Source organism: Carboxylicivirga agarovorans (genome assembly GCF_050589845.1).
Classification (GTDB): domain Bacteria; phylum Bacteroidota; class Bacteroidia; order Bacteroidales; family Marinilabiliaceae; genus Carboxylicivirga; species Carboxylicivirga agarovorans.
Genome location: NZ_JBNGPA010000007.1, coordinates 125,025 through 142,396 on the forward strand (window position 1 = coordinate 125,025; position 17,372 = coordinate 142,396).

A 17,372-nucleotide genomic window follows, 5' to 3' on the forward strand; every position below is an offset into this window, starting at 1 on the left:
TTTGCATCACATTAATAAATACAGAGCTGGAAATCCACCCCATACACTTCCAGTGGCTTGGGAACGACAATATTTAATTACACATAACAAGAAAGCGCCGGAACTTAAGTCTGGCATTAAAAAATTCAATTTAATTTATAATTGAAGTAAATTGTTGTAATTAGATTTTTGTAGGTTCTACATTCTTTAATACCAGAACACATCTTTACATATTACGGAAACAAATTACTTCGTGAAAACTCACGAAAATGCTTATTAATAAAGAAATAAGAGAAGAATTAAATCACCTGTTCTTCTTACTGAAGTTACAAGACAGAAATGCGAATTCGTCGATAGACAAACAAGTTAAAATAGAACAGATACTGGCATATCTTGAAATCATTCATGCCCAGGTAAGAAAAACATCCAGGAAACGAAAACTGGTCTTTATTGACAGTGGTGCAGGCAATTGCTATCTAAGCTTTTTAGTCTATTACTTCTATAGTAAAATTGACCAACGCGAAATAGATATTCATTGTATCGATTATAATGAAAGCCTGATGATTTCAAATGCAGAACTGGCTAAAGAAATGAACTTCAGAAATATGTTTTTCCATCCGATGGATATTATTGATTTTAAAACTGCGGAAAGCATTGATCTGGTATATTCTTTACATGCTTGTGATACAGCCACCGACAAAACCATGTATTTGGGTATTAAAAACAAGGCAAAAATTATTTTATCAGTAGCCTGCTGTCAGCACTCTATAAGTATGAAACCGTCGTCGCTGAAAATTGTGGTTCGCTACAAGTCATTTAGAGACAAAATGTTGATGATGGTATCGGATACTTTAAGGGCATTATTACTTGAAAGACATGCATACAAAGTGGACATCTTTGACTTTGTATCATCCAGGTATACTGAAAAGAATACAATGGTAAGAGCAGTCAGGACGGGCTTTAAAAAACAGATTGATGCCAGGGAGGAATATGAAAACCTTAGTAAGGAGTTTAAAATGAAGCCTCACTTAGAGGAACTTTTACTGGAATCGGAACTGTAATTTCTTTTAAAATAGTTGATAGTTTATAAATAAAGAGGCTGCCTAAAATTTAGGTATCACGCAAAGGCACCAAAGAATTACGCAAAGGAAGCGAAGTATATAATATTATTATTCAACAGCTTGAAAACTTTCTTTTTTGTGCACTTCGCGAGAACTATTTTTTACTTTTAGCAGCCTCTTTTTCACGTTTGAATAGTCTGTTCTATGCCTTCATTAGAAGAGGATTACAAACCTTCTATCACTCTTATCCATCGATAAATTGTGGCAGGGTTTTTATTAAATTCATTTGTTTTTTCCATACTAAGAAAATGACCAACACTATCCATTTCGAAGTAAGTTGTATTTGGTAACTGAGATCGCAATTTTACTCCTTTGTCAGGCCGCAGATCTCAATTAATGGCATAAACAGAAAGTGTTACTTCATTATAAATATCGTTATACCAATGCTTCTCTTTAAAATTAAGTGTAATAGCTATATAGGTTCGTTTTTGAATCAATGTAAACTGATTGTTTGTCCAACAACGATCCTGGTAAAACCTTCTCCAAAAGCCGCTTCAAACAAGCTAAGACTTCTGTCACAACTATCATGTCCTGAGAATCCAATAAATTCAACACCCTTATTTTTTAGTAAGCCAATGTTGTAATTGATATCCTCATCACTTAACCTCTCCCATGGCATTTTATTGACAACAAAGTATTTGTATATCCATGTGATATTTCGGGATTCTGTCATTGGAAAATGAAATCCGCCTATCATTCCATGCATGGGTTTATCAAAAAGAAGATCTGTACGTTGAACTATTTTTTCAATGGACTGGTGTCCACAACCCGAAATAATGACAAGCCCCTTTCCTTTTACATTGATGGCCAAAGCTTGTTCAGCAATATTGTTAAGGAATATGGGATTATTGATAACTCCAATCGTAGCAACGCCTTTGGCCATCTTCGCTGGCTTTGGGGTATACTGTGGACTTAAGCCAGGATAAGTCATTGGCTTGGGCGTATAAACGGGCAGATCATCCAGCTGAATTTGATAATTGCTTAATGAGAAAGTGTTTTTCATGCTCCATTCAGGACCACCAACATGATCTGCATGCGTATGCGATAATACCACCAGATCAATACTATCCATCGAAACACCAAGTTTTTTCATATTGTGTAATAAGGGTGAGGGATGCATGGCCATAGGATTTAAACCCATGTCAAAAAGAATGGTCGCTTCATCGGTTTTAATTAAATAGGATACACCATTTTCTCCCTGGAGACTATCAGAATCGGTAAACCAATCAATAAGCGGGATCAATTCAAACGTTTCCGTTTCGCCAATATCCATCCTGCTTAATGTCGCCTGATCAGAGCGCCAGATAGAATCTGCCATATGTTGATTAGTTTTGTAATTATGATACAAGGTTTCAGGATCATCGTGCCAGCCAATAAACTTGGCCAGGCTTGTGTCTGCTTCCAGAGCCCTTGTCATTTCATCCAGTTCAGCTTGTGTAGCAAAATGTTTTTGCTGTCCAAAGGCAGTCATTAAACTGATGGAAACGAATAAAGCAATCAGCGATAGTTTCATTTTAGTTGATTTATTAGTTTAGCTTTCTTATAAAAGTTACGGAAAAATGTGTTGCCATTCTCTTCATTCCTGCTTTTCTGATGTGATACCTGAACTTTCATCCCAAATAGAAGTCGCAAGGCGCTAATTCTCTGAATCAGTTGATATAAAGCAAGCGTTGCAATTAGGGAGCTGATCAGGATAATTGTGTATTTTGTCAAAATTGAATACTCTAAGCCAACGATATAGAATCCGATCACAATAATGACGGTCTGGTGTAATATATAGAATGGTAATACGCCACTGTTCAGACGGTTCAGGTATTTATGGTTAAAATTCAATTTGCGCTGACTTATACCCAGGAAAAACAGAACCCATGAAAAGGATGAACTAACTAAAATTGTTGAGTTTATGGCAGATTTAAAGATCGTCCCTCCTTCGGTTATTGTAGGATAATGCGTTAAAATATATGCAGATGTACCAATACCTGCTATCAGAAACATATAGGTATACTTCCTTGATAATTCGATAAATCCCTGTTGTGTCATAAATATGTAACCTGCAATGAAAAACATACCGTATTGAAAGAAGTCAGCCCAGTTCAGATAATCTCCATGATTTGGTCTGAGTAATACTTCAGTAACAACAACCGGAACAATAAAAACCAATAATCCCAATTTTTTATTGGACAGGTACTGTAATACTCTGTTAATCAAGCTTGGCTTGCTTATAAGTTTTAGTAGTGGAATAAATACCAAGGTCATAACAAATAAAAATGCCAGGTACCATATATGATAACCCAAATGACCGGTCCACTCCAGGGTTACTCCGGGATGATAATTCATTAACCAGGCAGGATATCCTGCCAAAAATTGCAGAAAACTTCCGCTAAACCATTCGTTAGAAATTGCTTCAAGAAATTTTTGAGGGGGAACCAGCAATACAATGCCGAACAGGTATGGCACAATTAAACGCTTGAACCGGTCTGCTACAAATAGCTTCTTTCTAGATCTTAAGGCAAAAAAGGTACCTGCTCCTGAAATAAAAAATATAAGATGCATACGCCAACCATGAGTAAACCCGACTAATAGGTTGACCAGCGTACTATGGTCCTCATTTTTCACATGCCATCCGAAATCGTCAAAAAAGCGGGCCGCATGAAACACAAATAGCAGCCCAAAAGCAAATACTCTGAGCCAGTCTAAATAATACAGTCGTTCTGATTGATTTGTCATTTGAATAGGTTTTACCAATTTGTGAGTCAAAAGTAAGGTGTGTGACAAGTGTAATCGTTTCATCATTGAAAGACGAGACAACCAGAAGTCTCAATTTAGCATATAACACTGTATATCTGCAGCTTATTATCACTGGGAAATATACCATGAGATACCCGTATAGCACTTTATTCTAAAATGTGCCATTAATATGATGAGTGCATATAACGCAATCTGTAAACAGGTACATCTTCAGGGCTACCAGGTCAAGGTCAATTCAAAAAAACTTGATATTTTTGTCTATCTTAGAGCTATTGATCTATGAAAAATAAAGTCTGCTAATGGAAATATTGAGTGCAATAGCATCAATCAATGCATTAATCATTGCCTTTCTGGTTTCACGTAAAAAAGAAAAAAGCACCAGCGATTATATCCTTATTGCCTGGATCATTAATTTTTCGTTCCACTTTGCCATACCATTCTGTATTGAGAATAAGGTGTTCATCCATGATTCATACTGGGGTTTCCTAATGGGGCTCTTTGTTGTTGCCCATGCACCTTTTATTTTTGTATACACCAGTTCATTAACCAATCCTAATTTTAAAGTCAGTTTTAAGTACTTCTATCACTTTGCTCTCATTCTGGTTTTTATCGCCACATTTATCCCATACTTTAGCCTTGCACCCGAAGACAGGCTGAAAGTTGTTCAGCAAAAAGAAAGCCTGACCTATCACTCCTTACTGCCAATGCTGGCGCTTTTGTTAACCCGTGTATACTTCCTGACACGAACCATCATCATCATCGTGAAACATCAGTATGAGATTAAACAGTCTTTCTCATACGAACACAAGGTTAACCTGGAGTGGATCAAGTTGATTGCCTACCTGTTTTTCGGAATCATTGTTCTAAGCTTTGTCTTATACGGATTGGTATCGGTACACATAATCAGTGTTTTCCAGATGGATTACCTGTTGATAACTGCCAATATGTTAGTGTTCTTTTACATTGCTTATTCAGGGTATAAGCAGGGTAGCATTCAGGACATAAGCCCCACCCTGGTAAGTGAAGTCATTGAAACTAAAACCGAAAAGAAGCCATTACCTGTTACTTCTTCCGACAAGCCATTGTATGAGGGAAATTATCATCCGGCTATACAAGAATTATTGAAGCAAATGGAGAAAGATAAACTATACCTTGAACCGGAACTGAATATTGGAAATGTCGCCAATCAGCTGAATATTCATGCCCACCAGCTTTCTAAGCTAATCAATACACAATTGGGCAAAAACTTCTTTGAGTTTGTCAATGCATATCGGGTTGAGGAGTTTAAAAAAATTGCAGCAGACCCCAAAAACAGGCATATTTCCATCTTAGGACTGGCCATGGACGCAGGGTTTAATTCAAAGGCTACTTTCAATCGAATTTTCAAAAATTCCACCGGACTAACACCTTCAGAGTTTATGAAAAGCTTTTAGCGATCTTATGGCTTGAAAATACAGTTTCAAAAACTATTATACACCACTTGATAGCTCAACTGTTAAAACTTATCGTGCTAATCTTAATAAGCCTAATTGCTACTATATCAATACATTGTCATTAGTTGAGACCTTTTAAAGTCTCATCCTTAAATACTGAAACGATTGACCTGTGGCATTCATATACATTTGACTTAAAGTTTTTTCATCTAAAACCATTGAAAAATGAAAGTCGAAGAATTAGAAATGTATGGAAAAGCCCTGGAGATGCCCATAGAAGCATTAAAAAAACAGAAGAAAATAGTATTTCATCTTTTAAGGAGGGAATTTGGTTTATTGGGTCTCGTTCCCCTATTATTGGGTATTCAAAAACACAGAAAACGGCTAAAAAAAGAATATCCCGTTGCCTTACAAGAGGCAAAGAACATCAGTGATGTTTTTGAAAAAGAACTGACTGTGATGGGCTCCTTATTCTTTGCGATAGCCGATAAAAAAGGAAGAAAATCAGCACAGGATTTTATGGTTAAAATGGCACGCGATGTTGCCCTTGTTTCAATGCCTGCCATCTATCAATTGAATGACCTTGTGAAATGCGAAGGTGATGTGTTTGACAACTTTAAAAAAATGAATCGTGCACTATTTACAACTACCAATCGCATGGGAACATGGAAACACAATGGATTTCATGAATCGAAAAATCTTCTTGAGTTTAAAGTGACCACTTGTGCGAATATTGAATTATTTGAAGCCATTGATTGCCCTGAATTAAATGTATTTGGCTGCGAACACGATTTAGCCGGATATCCTTTAATTGAAGAAGCAACCCATAGTGAATTCAGAAGACATTGCACACTGGCTAAAGGTGGTGATTGCTGCCATTTTAAATTTTACAGAAAAGGCACTGCCCCTGCTGATCCTTTTATCAACAAATAGAACAAACAGCAGGATAGTAATACTTTAATGATTTTGATAAGAACAACTAACATGCAGACAAAAAAGATATTATTAGCCGGCGCTACCGGTTATCTGGGCAGATATATAGCGCAGGAATTAAGCCGAAAGAATTATCCAACAAAAATCCTGGTACGCAATAAAGCCAAAATCACAAGTGATATGCTAACCAGTCAAATAATTATTGCTGGTGTTACTCAAGCAAACAGTTTGAAAGGAACTATGTATGATGTGGACACAGTCATTAGTACAGTTGGCATAACAAAACAAAAGGACGGCCTGAGCTATATGGATGTGGATTACCAGGCCAATATTAATCTATTAAGAGAAGCCCAAACCAGTGGCGTAAGAAAATTTATATATGTCTCGGCATTGAATGGTGACATGCTTACCCATTTAAAAATGACAGAAGCTAAAGAACGCTTTGTTAAAGAGTTGGAAAATTCAGGCCTGCAATATTGTATAATAAGACCAAATGGTTTTTTTTCTGATATGAGCGAATTTCTGAAAATGGCTGAAAAAGGGTCAATAAAACTTTTTGGTGATGGAAACTTTAAAATGAATCCTATCCATGGAGCTGACCTGGCAGAAGTGATAATCGATGCCATACATTCTGAACATCTAACAATTGAGGTTGGTGGACCAGAGATATTTACCCATAATGAAATAGCCAATATGGCCTTTGATGTCATCAATAGGAAACCAAAAATAAAATATATGCCAGAATGGATACGTAAGATCATTCTGGGTCTGTCACGTACATTCACCTCTTCAAAAACGTATGGTCCTCTGGAATTTTTCTTTACAGTCCTGTCCATGGATATGATAGCCCCTAAATACGGCAAACATACTTTGTATGAATGCTTCAGTGAAATCAATAGCAATAAATAGTATACGTTGGTCTGCCTGAAGATGTATTGTCCATAAATTCAACGAATATAGAAACGAATTGGATAGCACAATGACAGAAAAGCATATTGAGAAGCCGGTATGCAAAAGCGACATTCAAAAAAGCGCAGTTCAATATATTAAGTTTTAAAGTTGCGCTTGATTTTTAAAAGTATTTCCATTAATAAGTAAACTATGTACTCTTTATCGTTAACATTTGAAATGCTAAAAAGCCATAAATTATCTGGCTATTACGACATTAAGAACCATTGCAGGCAAGGGATGACAGGCTTTCTTTTTGAAGCCTTATCTGAAATTCCGGAGATGAATAATCCCCATATCATCGATGTTGGATGTGGTTTTGGAGCTGTTACTTTAGCATTGGCAAAAAGGTATGCGGGATCTATTAAAGCATTAGACATAGATAAAAGTGCATTATCGTATTTGTCCAACTCTGTTGATCAGCTCGGTTATACTAACAAGGTAAATATTTCTAATCAATCCCTGTTTGATATACAAGCTGAAAACGAAACCTACGATATTGCTATTGCAGAAGGTCTCTTAAATACTGTAGGGTTTGAAAAAGGTTTAAAACACATAGTAGGTTTAATGAAAAGAAATGGAGTTATAGTAATCCATGATGACCAAAAGAACAAAGATGAAAAGCTTGAGCTATTTAAATCATATGATTGCCAAAAAATTAAGACTATTAATCTTTCAGAAGGCATTTGGTGGGAACACTATTATAAGCCATTGGATGATAAAATTAAAAGCATAAAGAACACCTTGCTATTAAACAATTTTGAGTCGGATCTTAAAGAAATAGAAAGGTTTAAGCAAGGTTCCTTTGATTTCTGTTCTACCTATTATGTGTTGCAGTATAGTAACTGAATTATAATCGATGGCAAATCATAGGATCACTTGAAGACACTTTGTCGAAGGGCAGTAGCTTTAAACGTTTGATAATAAAACAGTCGTAATATGTGGAAAGAATTACTCATAACAATTATATACTGGACCTTAGCGACCACATTAACCGTCTCTTTACGCTTTGTGGGAGTCGAGGTTTTTTATGAATTACGTCAGGATATTCCCTTGCGCCTTATATTCTGGTCAACTATCATTAGTGGAGTTGTCATTGGTGTCTTTCTGGGTTTATTGGAACTGCTGTTAAAAAAGACCAAAAGAAAAAAACACAGATCGTTTGGAATGGAAGTGGCTTCCAGAACGTTATTGTACACGGTGTTATTTGTAATCATCACTTTTATTGCTTCATGGGTCTCAAGCGACTCATTGGAAGTAGCACTCTTTTTTACAAGCTCGGCTTTTAATTTGATCAATTTCACCATGTTTGTAATTGCTGCATTTTTATTTCACTTTTTCCAAACAAATCAGCACAAAGTTTGGTCCCGGCATAATGCTCAAATACCTGACAGGCAAATATTTCAATCCAAAAGAAGAAGACAGGATCTTTATGTTTCTGGACTTAAAATCATCAACCGCCTTAGCTGAAAAGTTAAGTCATGTGCTGTACAGTAAATTAATCCAGGACTGTTTTTATGAGTTAAGCATTCCCGTTCTGGATAACAAAGGAGAAGTTTACCAATATGTTGGTGATGAAGCCGTGATTACCTGGACAAAGAAAGAAGGCCTGGAAAATACGAATTGCCTCAATTTCTATTATGATTTTATGGACCGATTGGAAAATAAGAGAGCTTACTTTTTGAAATCATATAAGGTTTTCCCGGAATTTAAAGCGGGAATAAACTTAGGTCGTGTATCTGTTGCTGAAGTTGGAGTATTGAAAACAGAGATAGCCTATCATGGCGATGTATTGAATACATCAGCAAGAATAGAAGGCTTTTGCAATACATTCAATAAAGCACTCTTAGCATCGGAGCCCCTGGTCCTTGAATTAGGGAAAAGTGAGCGATATCAATCTGAATTAATAGGTGAAGTGCAACTCCGGGGTAAAGAAGGAAGTCATAAATTGTATAGTTATGAGAGACATCCCGCCTGCATAACACCCTTACAGTAAGTACTTAATTTCACTACAAGATCATTCGGTTTGTACCTGAAATAATGTGGGGATTGATGAGCCTGGAACAATACACAGAATAGATACCTCAATGAATATCAAGTGATTGCCATCGTAGCTACCCACAAACGATATGGGTATGTTTGAAGGTAAGTATTGCTTCTCCAACTTGTCCGACTCATTTCGATATTTATTTCCTCTAAATTTCATCATTGTTGTGTGTTGCTGGTTTGTACTTTAAGCTTTTCACAAACATACGAACTCAAAAAGGCCGTATCAATGACAATGCATGCATTGTTATTTGAAATAAGCTTAAACATCTCATAATATGCACCTTAATGATCTTCAGCCTTAAATCCTTAACTACCAAACGTTATAGATTTGGCCTAATTTGTTCGAAAACAGTCAAAAAATCGCATTTTCAAGCCAATTTTAGCATCGATTGACACTATTTCGGGTCCTTTTAGGGCCTGATTTGATACTTGTTCGGTAATTGTTCGGTATTTCTTCGGTAAATGTTCGGCTACGCGCGTAGACGAACAATTACCGAAGAAATACCGAAGAAGCTCCAATGAAATTCCGAAGCGGGGTCGTTGCGGTACCGAAGGATTTAGCATGAGAACTGAATGAATTTTACTCTTATACTGACCCGAACCAATTGAACAGGTGTCGCTGGTTCGGGTTTGTCATCCGTGCCTGGTATTCTTTAATCCAGATATACTAATACCAGACTAAACAATTATCTGTGCTTTAAATCAGGCAAATATGCGCTAACGGTTAAACTGAACAGTTTATTACCTGCTGCTATCTAATCATTCGTCAATTCAAGGACTCTTTCTTCTAATTCTTTTCCTCTAAGATTTTTTGCTACGATTATTCCTTCAGGATTGATAAGAAAAGTAGTCGGATATCCATGAATACCAAATGTTTCTTTGATTTTATTAGAATCGGTCGACTGTACTTGAGTCCAGCCAATTGAATCTTTCTCTATTATTTCCTTGAGGGCTTTCGACGGACTATCTCCGACAATACCTATTATTTCAAATTTATCTCTGTCTGTTTTTTCGTAAAGTTCTTTCAGGTTTGGGATATCTTGTCGGCAAGGTCCGCACCAGGTTGCCCAAAAGTCAAGCAATACATATTTACCTTTCAATTGCTCGGATGATACCTGGGCTTCTGTCGTAAAATCATTACCGTCATAAGAAAATGCTTTAAATCCAATTTGTGTTGAATGCAATTCGCTTTTGGGTAATGTCATTTCTTCTAATTCCAAGGTATTACTGTTTACATTAACACCTATGTTTTTATAAAGCTTTCCATTGATCTCAATGAATTCATTTTTTGATATTAACTGGTCACGCTTTATTTTATCTCCTTCTTTTAAACTATCTGCCAATAATGCAATCCTTGGATTATTGTAGGATAGACCGGTAAAACCGTCAGAGCAAACAGCTACTTTGCGCCCCTCAAAATCAGCTACTGCATGTTGTGCAAAATTGCACATAAATATATTATACCGACTCATGTACACAATTAAAAGAGGGGCTGTGACTAACTGTTTTTTGTTCTCAATCAGTCTCTCAAAAGAAACATTGATTGAATTGGTTGATGCAATTGAATCCAGGTTTATTCTTTCATTTGGGGAATAATTAAAAGGAACGAAACTTTCATCGTCACTAAAATCAAGGTTATTATTTGCATCGACTATCATGTTTGTTATTCCAGCTGGGTCTTTGCCAAATGCAAAGGCGATCTTAGTCATCAAAGGTTCCTTTGATAGTTGGAGCGTATCCGGTTCCCAGTTCCATGACTTTTGCAACTCCTCATATCTCTCCTGACTAATTTTACCAGCCAGATAATTCTGATAAACTGATTGGTAAATATTTGTCTCGATGTCACCATATTTTATTTCACTCCAATTTTCAGGAGCACCCGATAACGACAAATATGTTTCTTTCCATGGATTATTTTCATCATCAGAGTATGGTGCAATTCCACCAAGTGAAGACTTAAAATGACCATATCCATTTTGGTGGTTTAAGGTCAGTCTAATGGTTTTCTCCTTTGAGCAAGCACTCATTAATGTCGCACAAACTGCAATAAGGCTTAATGTTTTTAAATTCATTTTATCGGGTTTAATTATTACTTTATTTTGCTAAGCAGGAGCGCCAGGTTATCGCACTTACAGACGATAATTTTCAATCCAATCCCTAAGCTACAGAACATCAATATCCAACAGCTTTATGCAGCACAGATTGCATATATGCGACAGCGACACTATATAAAACATATCAAATCTATATTAAATATATGTTTATTCCAATAGGTTGTTTTTATTGATAAATACATCAATCAATTAAGAATATCTTCCGGCGCTCAGCGAATTTTGCAACTTCGTCGAATTGTTGTTCTGGCCTATGTTTATCTAAGCTTTACAATAGGTAATACCAATACTACAATCTCAGCATATACTTAAAAGACCTTAAGGTCTGACATTGCAATTGATCAGTTGTTGGCGCGGATTTGTAATCCGTGCCTGGTATTCTTTAATCCAGATATACTAATAACAGACTAAACAATTATTTGTGCTTTAAATCAGGCAGCACAGCTTGCAAATATGCCCTGGTGGTGGCACCTCTTAAAAACAGTCACAATTACTAATAATTAGTATGAAATTTGCTTATTATTCCCATATAAAATGGGGAAAACTACTACCTCTTATCAGTTTTAATTCATATAACTTTGGAACATTACTATTTAATACAAATCAATAAAAACACGCGATATTGAAAACTATGTTACAACATTGTATTGATAATTACCTTGTCGGGGTATGCTCACATGCTGGCGTGGATTTGATTTCTACACCCTTTATTTTATAAGCTAAATCCAACAGTTACTGGCAGCACAGATGGCAAATATGCGCTAGCGGCGAGCACGCTCACACACTATTTTTATAAACCCTTTACCCTGATCAGAATCACTACACGGTGGTCGTCCATAAAAAGCTTTAACTATGAAGAAAAACGAATTATCAAGGAATGATGAAATAAGAGACACAGTCAGGCAAGAAGACCTTAATACGATCGATAATTGCTCGACCTTATCAAAGTCTGAATGTGAAGATGATGAAGACGAGACTAAAAGTAAAGTTATACCTGGTGTCATTTATATTCTGGCCGGATCGAAACTTCCAATTGGCGATGAGGGGAAGGACGGCTTGTACCTGGTTTCAGCAGATAATACCTCTGCCGACACATTGCCACAGGGCGATTATACCCTGGTCCTTAAACCGGTGGAATCATTAGAAGCACCGGATAATCCGGATATAAAAACAATAAGGGGAAGCTTTACATTAACAGTAAATACTGCGGATTAATGCTATAAACAGATTGCAAATATATTAGAACGAGTAAAATTTCAGCTTCACCGAATTATTGCTCCAGTCTATGACTAGCTTACCTTTACTGCAGGTAATGCCACTACTACAATCTTAGCATATACTTAAAAGACCTTAAGGTTTCAAAAACCTTAAGGTCTGGAATATCAATTAATCAGTTGTTGGCGCGGGTAATTAACTCACCTTACCTCTTCTTTTTCGATCTGGACTTATCATACTCTGGATTTACCGACGGCATCTGAGCGTTAACTGACAAGCGCCAATCATTGAGCTTATCCTTTAGGTATTGAGCTTTTGTTGTATCTGAATTAATCAGGTTATTTGTTTCAGAGATATCATCTTTCAAATTATAAAGCTCCGACTCACCAGATTCAAAGTTTTCGATCAACTTCCAGTCTCCCATTCGGATGGCACTATAAGGCACGGCTCCTTCCTGATGGTAATGCGGATAATGCCAGTAAATAGCATCACGGTCTTCTGTTCCCTCTCCATTCAGTAATGGTAGCCAGCTACATCCATCCATTGCGGATTTCTGTTTATCGGGAATCGCAATACCGGCAAGTTGTGTCAATGTTGGATAATAATCTGTAGATACAACAGCTTCATCAATTACCAGTCCCTTTGATTGATTATGCGGGGCATAGAGAATGGTTGGAATGCGAACGCCTCCCTCATACATGCCACCTTTACCATGACGGAACGGGTAATTATTAGTCACTTTATTTTTCTTACGACCAATTAAACCGCCATTGTCTGATGAAAACAGGATAATGGTATTTTCATAGAGTCCCTCCTCCTTTAACTTAGCGATCACCTTGCCTACTGCCTCATCGGTATGCTCAACCATCGCGGCATATACAGGATTTTGATGGCGCTTCGTTGAATCGATCAATGCACTATATTTCTCTATTTTATCCTCACAGGCTTGCAGTGGCGTATGCACATTATAGAGCCAAAAATTGATAAAGAATGGTTCATTTCTTTTCTCATCAATGAGTTGACAAACCTCCGACGTCAGCCTTTCGGTCAGGTATTCATCATCGGGACCATCTTCCAGGCGAGGATTACCATATGGTGCGAAATACCCCTTATATCCTTTGGTTTTATTTCGGTGGGGAGCTCCTTTCGCCCAGCCACCAATATTGATGTCAAATCCATGGTTTTCGGGCCAGTCTTTTTCCAATTCGCCCAAATGCCATTTCCCTACGTGTGCCGTGAAATAACCGGCATTGTTAAATGCTTCCGCCAGGGTATGATCAGCACTATCCAGGTACATCTGCCAGTCGGGCACCTTTAATTTGGCCCATGGATATTTATGACCTTCAATCCAGTCTGTCAGGTGCTGACGTGCAGGATACTTACCTGTCATTATGGAGGCCCTGGTGGGAGAACAAACCGTGCAGGAGCTATAGGAATTAGTAAACCTGACACCTTCACCGGCCAATTGATCAATGTGAGGTGTTTGATAAAAATCACTGCCGTAACATCCCAGGTCTGTAGCGCCCAGATCATCAACCAGAATAACGATCACATTGGGCTTTCCGACTTCATTTTTACAAGCATTTAGTGTGCCAGCCATAAGAACGGCAAGCATTATGAAAAAGGTGTGCTTTTGAGGTATCATACTTTTCATTACAATTAATACTTATTCATTACTTAAGTCGATTCTTAAGCGATAGCTTTTATCACTGATAGTCGTAAAATACATCTTCATAGGCATTGGGCCACAACTACCATTACCAACGGCCCCGTGTTCAAAATCAATATTTAAGACAGTAAACGGATTACTTTCCAGCTCGTACGGATGCATTGCGTCATTCAATTGTTGAGTGGTATACCTGCGTAAAGAGAAGTTAAGTAATTGATCGCCTTTAATGTTTAAGGTATTACTTTTCGAATTATAAACCTTCAACCAACGTACACCTGATTTATTCCCATTCTCCTGTGGTCGGGCATAATTAACAAAATGCTCATCCACTTTTGCAGTATAAATACCCGTTTGCATGCCTGTATTTCTGTCTTTGTATGAGCTGCCAGGACCTTTACCATACCATTGACTTTCTGTGCAATCAGAATGCAGTTGGATCTCATACCCTATCCTCGGTAAGGTAAGTGGCTTATTTTGCCCCGTGTAGTCTACTTTCAGATCCAGATCAACCGTTCCATTACCATAAACGTTTATCTGTTCTTTTGTATTGAATCCTTTAGCATTGCCGTGCGACTGATGGTTTTTACTGACCACAATCACGACCTTGTTCTTCTTGTCTTCAATAGTCAGGTCCGTAACAGTGGTTTCCAGATTATGAAAATCAATGGCATCCCACTGCGAACGCATCTTCTTGATCTTATCATTATCAATGTACGCACGGGCAAACGAAATGGCAAAGGCACCATCCACCAACATGGTATTATCTTTAATCAGCCTGATGATTTCACCTTTCCTTTTATCGAATACAAGCTTTCCACCCTCAAACACAATTTCTACCTGATGATCACCGGACTTCTTAAGCTTTATCTTTTGCCGGTTTTCGGGTAGTGTCATTTTCATTGTCTGTGAGTTAATAACAAATTCCTCCCAGGCAACGAGGTGACCCGCATCCGCCCAGTCTGCAGCATTTCTTGTGTAAGCCTTCACCTGAAGTATGTATTCAGCATCCATATCTTCGATGCCTTTCCAGTTTTTCATTTGAAACACATCCCTTTCCAATCCGGCTAATGTAACATTCATATGGTCCTTCCGGATCGGCAATCCATCTTTAAGTAACTGCCAATCAAACGAGAAATCTGATAAGTTGATGACATGGTATTTATTTGTGATGCGTACCAGACCTTTTTCATTGTCTTCCAAACTGAATGTTATATTCTGATAAGCCTTCTTCACTTCAAGGGTTTTTGGTGTGGGTGTTAAGTCAGCCATCATAATGCCGTTCATACAAAAGTTACCATCATTGGGGTTATCACCAAAATCTCCCCCATAGGCCCAGAAATAATCACTTTCAGGATAGAGGCAAGCCTCATGCGCTGCCTGTACATCCTTTATCAGGCTACCATAAGCCCCGTCTATATGCTTAGTCAGGCCCTGGTCAGACCAATCCCAGATGCATCCTCCTATTAAATGCGGGTATTTTTCAAACACGTCTACATACTCCTGCAGGTTACCCACGCTGTTCCCCATGGCATGGGCATATTCATTCAATAAAAAGGGCTTATCCAGCTCCATCTCCCCGATGTGGATCATGTCCTCAACCGATTGGTAACGTCCAAAATTGTGTCTTTTTCCACCTTTCCAAATACCTCCTCCATAGGTATCTGATGAAACGGGCTCTTCTGAAGAATGATAATGTGTTGGTCGTGTTGTATCGATTTCTTTGGTGCGCTTTTGCATGGCCACCATATTGACACCATTTCCTGCTTCATTACCAAAGGACCACATAATGACACATGGGTGGTTTTTATCGCGTTGTACCATGGCTTCCATGCGTTCAACATGAGCTTTTTCCCAATTGGGGTGTTTGGCCGGTGAGGCCTTTCCGTATTTCATCCCGTGTGATTCAACATTGGCTTCGTCAATGACTAAAATTCCATATTCATCGCAAAGCTTATAGAAATACGGTGAAGCAGGATAATGTGCTGTACGAACGGTGTTAATATTATTTTGCTTTAATAGCATGACTGTCTTTTCCATTCGTTCTTTTGGCACGTATTTGCCATAAACCGGGTCATGCTCTACAATATTCACCCCTTTTATGATCAATGGTTTTCCATTGATTAACAGCTCATTTTTATCCGAGATATCTACCTGTCGAAAACCTACTTTAGAGTTAAGTCTGTCAACCACCTTATCATCTCGTATGAGCTGCAAATGCAGATGGTACAGGTAAGGTGATTCATGAGACCAAAGATGGGGTTTAATAACTATCTCCTCCACATTAGCCTGCCATAGACTATCAATCGTGCTTATCTTTTCAATACCATCAATGATAACATGACCATCCTTATCATTGAGCGTATAAGCTAAGGAATAGCCTGTTAACCGACTGCTCTTTGTTTCGTTTAGAGCTACTTTTAAGTTTAAGGTCGCATTATTATTTGCTGTTAAAGGAGTGCTCACAAAATAATCTCTGATATGGACCTGTGGTTTAGTAACCAGGAATACATCCCTGAATATCCCCGACATTCGCCAGCCATCCTGATCTTCAAGGTAACTTCCATCACACCAGCGAAACACCTGCAAGCGGATGGTATTTTTGCCTTCTTTCAGATAGGATGAAATATCAAACTCAGCCGGTGACCAGCTATCCTGGCTATATCCTACTTTTTTATCGTTGATCCATAGATAAAATGCAGAGGACACACTCTCAAAACGGATGCTATAAACCTTATTTTCATCATATTGACTAACAGTAATTTCACGCTGATAGATTCCAACGGGATTACCATTGGCGCCTTTGATAAATGGTGGATTTGCATCAAAGGGATAGACAATGTTGGTATAGATCGGTTTTCCATATCCCTGCATTTGCCAGGCACCTGGTACTTCAATCGTATTCCATTTATCGGGCATGCTATTGACAGGTACTTCAGACACATCACTGTACCAGGCAAAATCCCACCGCCCGTTTAATGATTCCACATCATCCGGTTCAGCATCGTAGAACATCGTGGCCCTGGATGCCAGTTTATTTATTTGTGTCAGCTGTTCGTTCTCCCAATCGTTTTGTGCGCTTGCAGTGAGAACAAACAGGCAAAACAAAACTAATATCTGGTAGGGTTTATTCATTTCTGATAATCTTTTCTTTAAACACTTACTTAAG

Annotated in this window: 13 protein-coding genes; 8 read left to right on the forward strand and 5 right to left on the reverse strand. The window is 37.9% G+C overall.

Translation table 11 applies throughout. The features are described 5' to 3' along the window. Positions 1 to 248 precede the first annotated feature (248 nt). Positions 249 to 1,040 carry a class I SAM-dependent methyltransferase gene (locus ACRD69_RS09925; RefSeq protein WP_430814922.1) on the forward strand — a complete coding sequence of 264 codons (792 nt, stop codon included), beginning with the start codon at positions 249 to 251 and terminating at the stop codon, positions 1,038 to 1,040. Positions 1,041 to 1,533: 493 nt separating this feature from the next. Here the strand turns inward: ACRD69_RS09925 and ACRD69_RS09930 are convergent, their stop codons facing one another. Continuing rightward, positions 1,534 to 2,613, reverse strand: coding sequence for an MBL fold metallo-hydrolase (locus tag ACRD69_RS09930; RefSeq protein WP_430814923.1), 1,080 nt, complete (start codon positions 2,611 to 2,613; stop codon positions 1,534 to 1,536). Further along, a complete protein-coding gene (locus ACRD69_RS09935; RefSeq protein WP_430814924.1) occupies positions 2,610 to 3,827 on the reverse strand; it encodes an acyltransferase family protein in 1,218 nt (405 codons plus the stop codon). The genes ACRD69_RS09930 and ACRD69_RS09935 overlap by 4 nt, the downstream gene beginning before the upstream one ends. 320 nt (positions 3,828 to 4,147) lie before the next feature. Here ACRD69_RS09935 and ACRD69_RS09940 point away from each other — a divergent pair, with 320 nt between their 5' ends. The 6 genes from ACRD69_RS09940 to ACRD69_RS09965 all read left to right on the forward strand — a co-directional run bounded on the left by ACRD69_RS09940 (position 4,148) and on the right by ACRD69_RS09965 (position 9,158). Beyond that, positions 4,148 to 5,281: a helix-turn-helix domain-containing protein gene (locus ACRD69_RS09940; protein ID WP_430814925.1), complete on the forward strand. Its 1,134-nt coding sequence runs from the start codon at positions 4,148 to 4,150 to the stop codon at positions 5,279 to 5,281. A gap of 225 nt (positions 5,282 to 5,506) precedes the next feature. Next, positions 5,507 to 6,214 (forward strand): L-2-amino-thiazoline-4-carboxylic acid hydrolase, encoded by a 708-nt coding sequence (locus tag ACRD69_RS09945; protein WP_430814926.1) that lies wholly within the window; start codon positions 5,507 to 5,509, stop codon positions 6,212 to 6,214. Positions 6,215 to 6,241: 27 nt separating this feature from the next. Next, a complete protein-coding gene (locus ACRD69_RS09950) occupies positions 6,242 to 7,123 on the forward strand; it encodes an SDR family oxidoreductase (protein ID WP_430814927.1) in 882 nt (293 codons plus the stop codon). 192 nt (positions 7,124 to 7,315) lie between these two features. Continuing rightward, positions 7,316 to 8,011, forward strand: a complete 696-nt coding sequence (locus tag ACRD69_RS09955) for an SAM-dependent methyltransferase (protein ID WP_430814928.1) — start codon at positions 7,316 to 7,318, stop codon at positions 8,009 to 8,011. A 90-nt stretch (positions 8,012 to 8,101) separates the two neighbouring features. Further along, positions 8,102 to 8,632, forward strand: a complete 531-nt coding sequence (locus ACRD69_RS09960) for a hypothetical protein (RefSeq protein WP_430814929.1) — start codon at positions 8,102 to 8,104, stop codon at positions 8,630 to 8,632. After that, entirely contained in the window at positions 8,595 to 9,158 is a 564-nt protein-coding gene (locus tag ACRD69_RS09965; protein ID WP_430814930.1) for an adenylate/guanylate cyclase domain-containing protein, read from the forward strand. The genes ACRD69_RS09960 and ACRD69_RS09965 overlap by 38 nt, the downstream gene beginning before the upstream one ends. 808 nt (positions 9,159 to 9,966) lie before the next feature. Here ACRD69_RS09965 and ACRD69_RS09970 read toward each other — a convergent pair. Beyond that, the gene (locus ACRD69_RS09970; protein ID WP_430814931.1) at positions 9,967 to 11,283 is read right to left on the reverse strand and encodes a TlpA family protein disulfide reductase; all 1,317 of its coding nucleotides are present in this window, start codon (positions 11,281 to 11,283) and stop codon (positions 9,967 to 9,969) included. A gap of 891 nt (positions 11,284 to 12,174) precedes the next feature. Between ACRD69_RS09970 and ACRD69_RS09975 the strand changes: the two genes are divergently transcribed. After that, the gene (locus tag ACRD69_RS09975) at positions 12,175 to 12,537 is read left to right on the forward strand and encodes a hypothetical protein (protein ID WP_430814932.1); all 363 of its coding nucleotides are present in this window, start codon (positions 12,175 to 12,177) and stop codon (positions 12,535 to 12,537) included. 205 nt (positions 12,538 to 12,742) lie between these two features. On the opposite strand, the gene ACRD69_RS09980 is transcribed toward ACRD69_RS09975, so the two are convergent. Next, the gene (locus ACRD69_RS09980; RefSeq protein WP_430814933.1) at positions 12,743 to 14,191 is read right to left on the reverse strand and encodes a sulfatase; all 1,449 of its coding nucleotides are present in this window, start codon (positions 14,189 to 14,191) and stop codon (positions 12,743 to 12,745) included. Positions 14,192 to 14,203: 12 nt separating this feature from the next. After that, entirely contained in the window at positions 14,204 to 17,338 is a 3,135-nt protein-coding gene (locus ACRD69_RS09985) for a glycoside hydrolase family 2 TIM barrel-domain containing protein (protein ID WP_430814934.1), read from the reverse strand. Positions 17,339 to 17,372 lie beyond the last annotated feature (34 nt).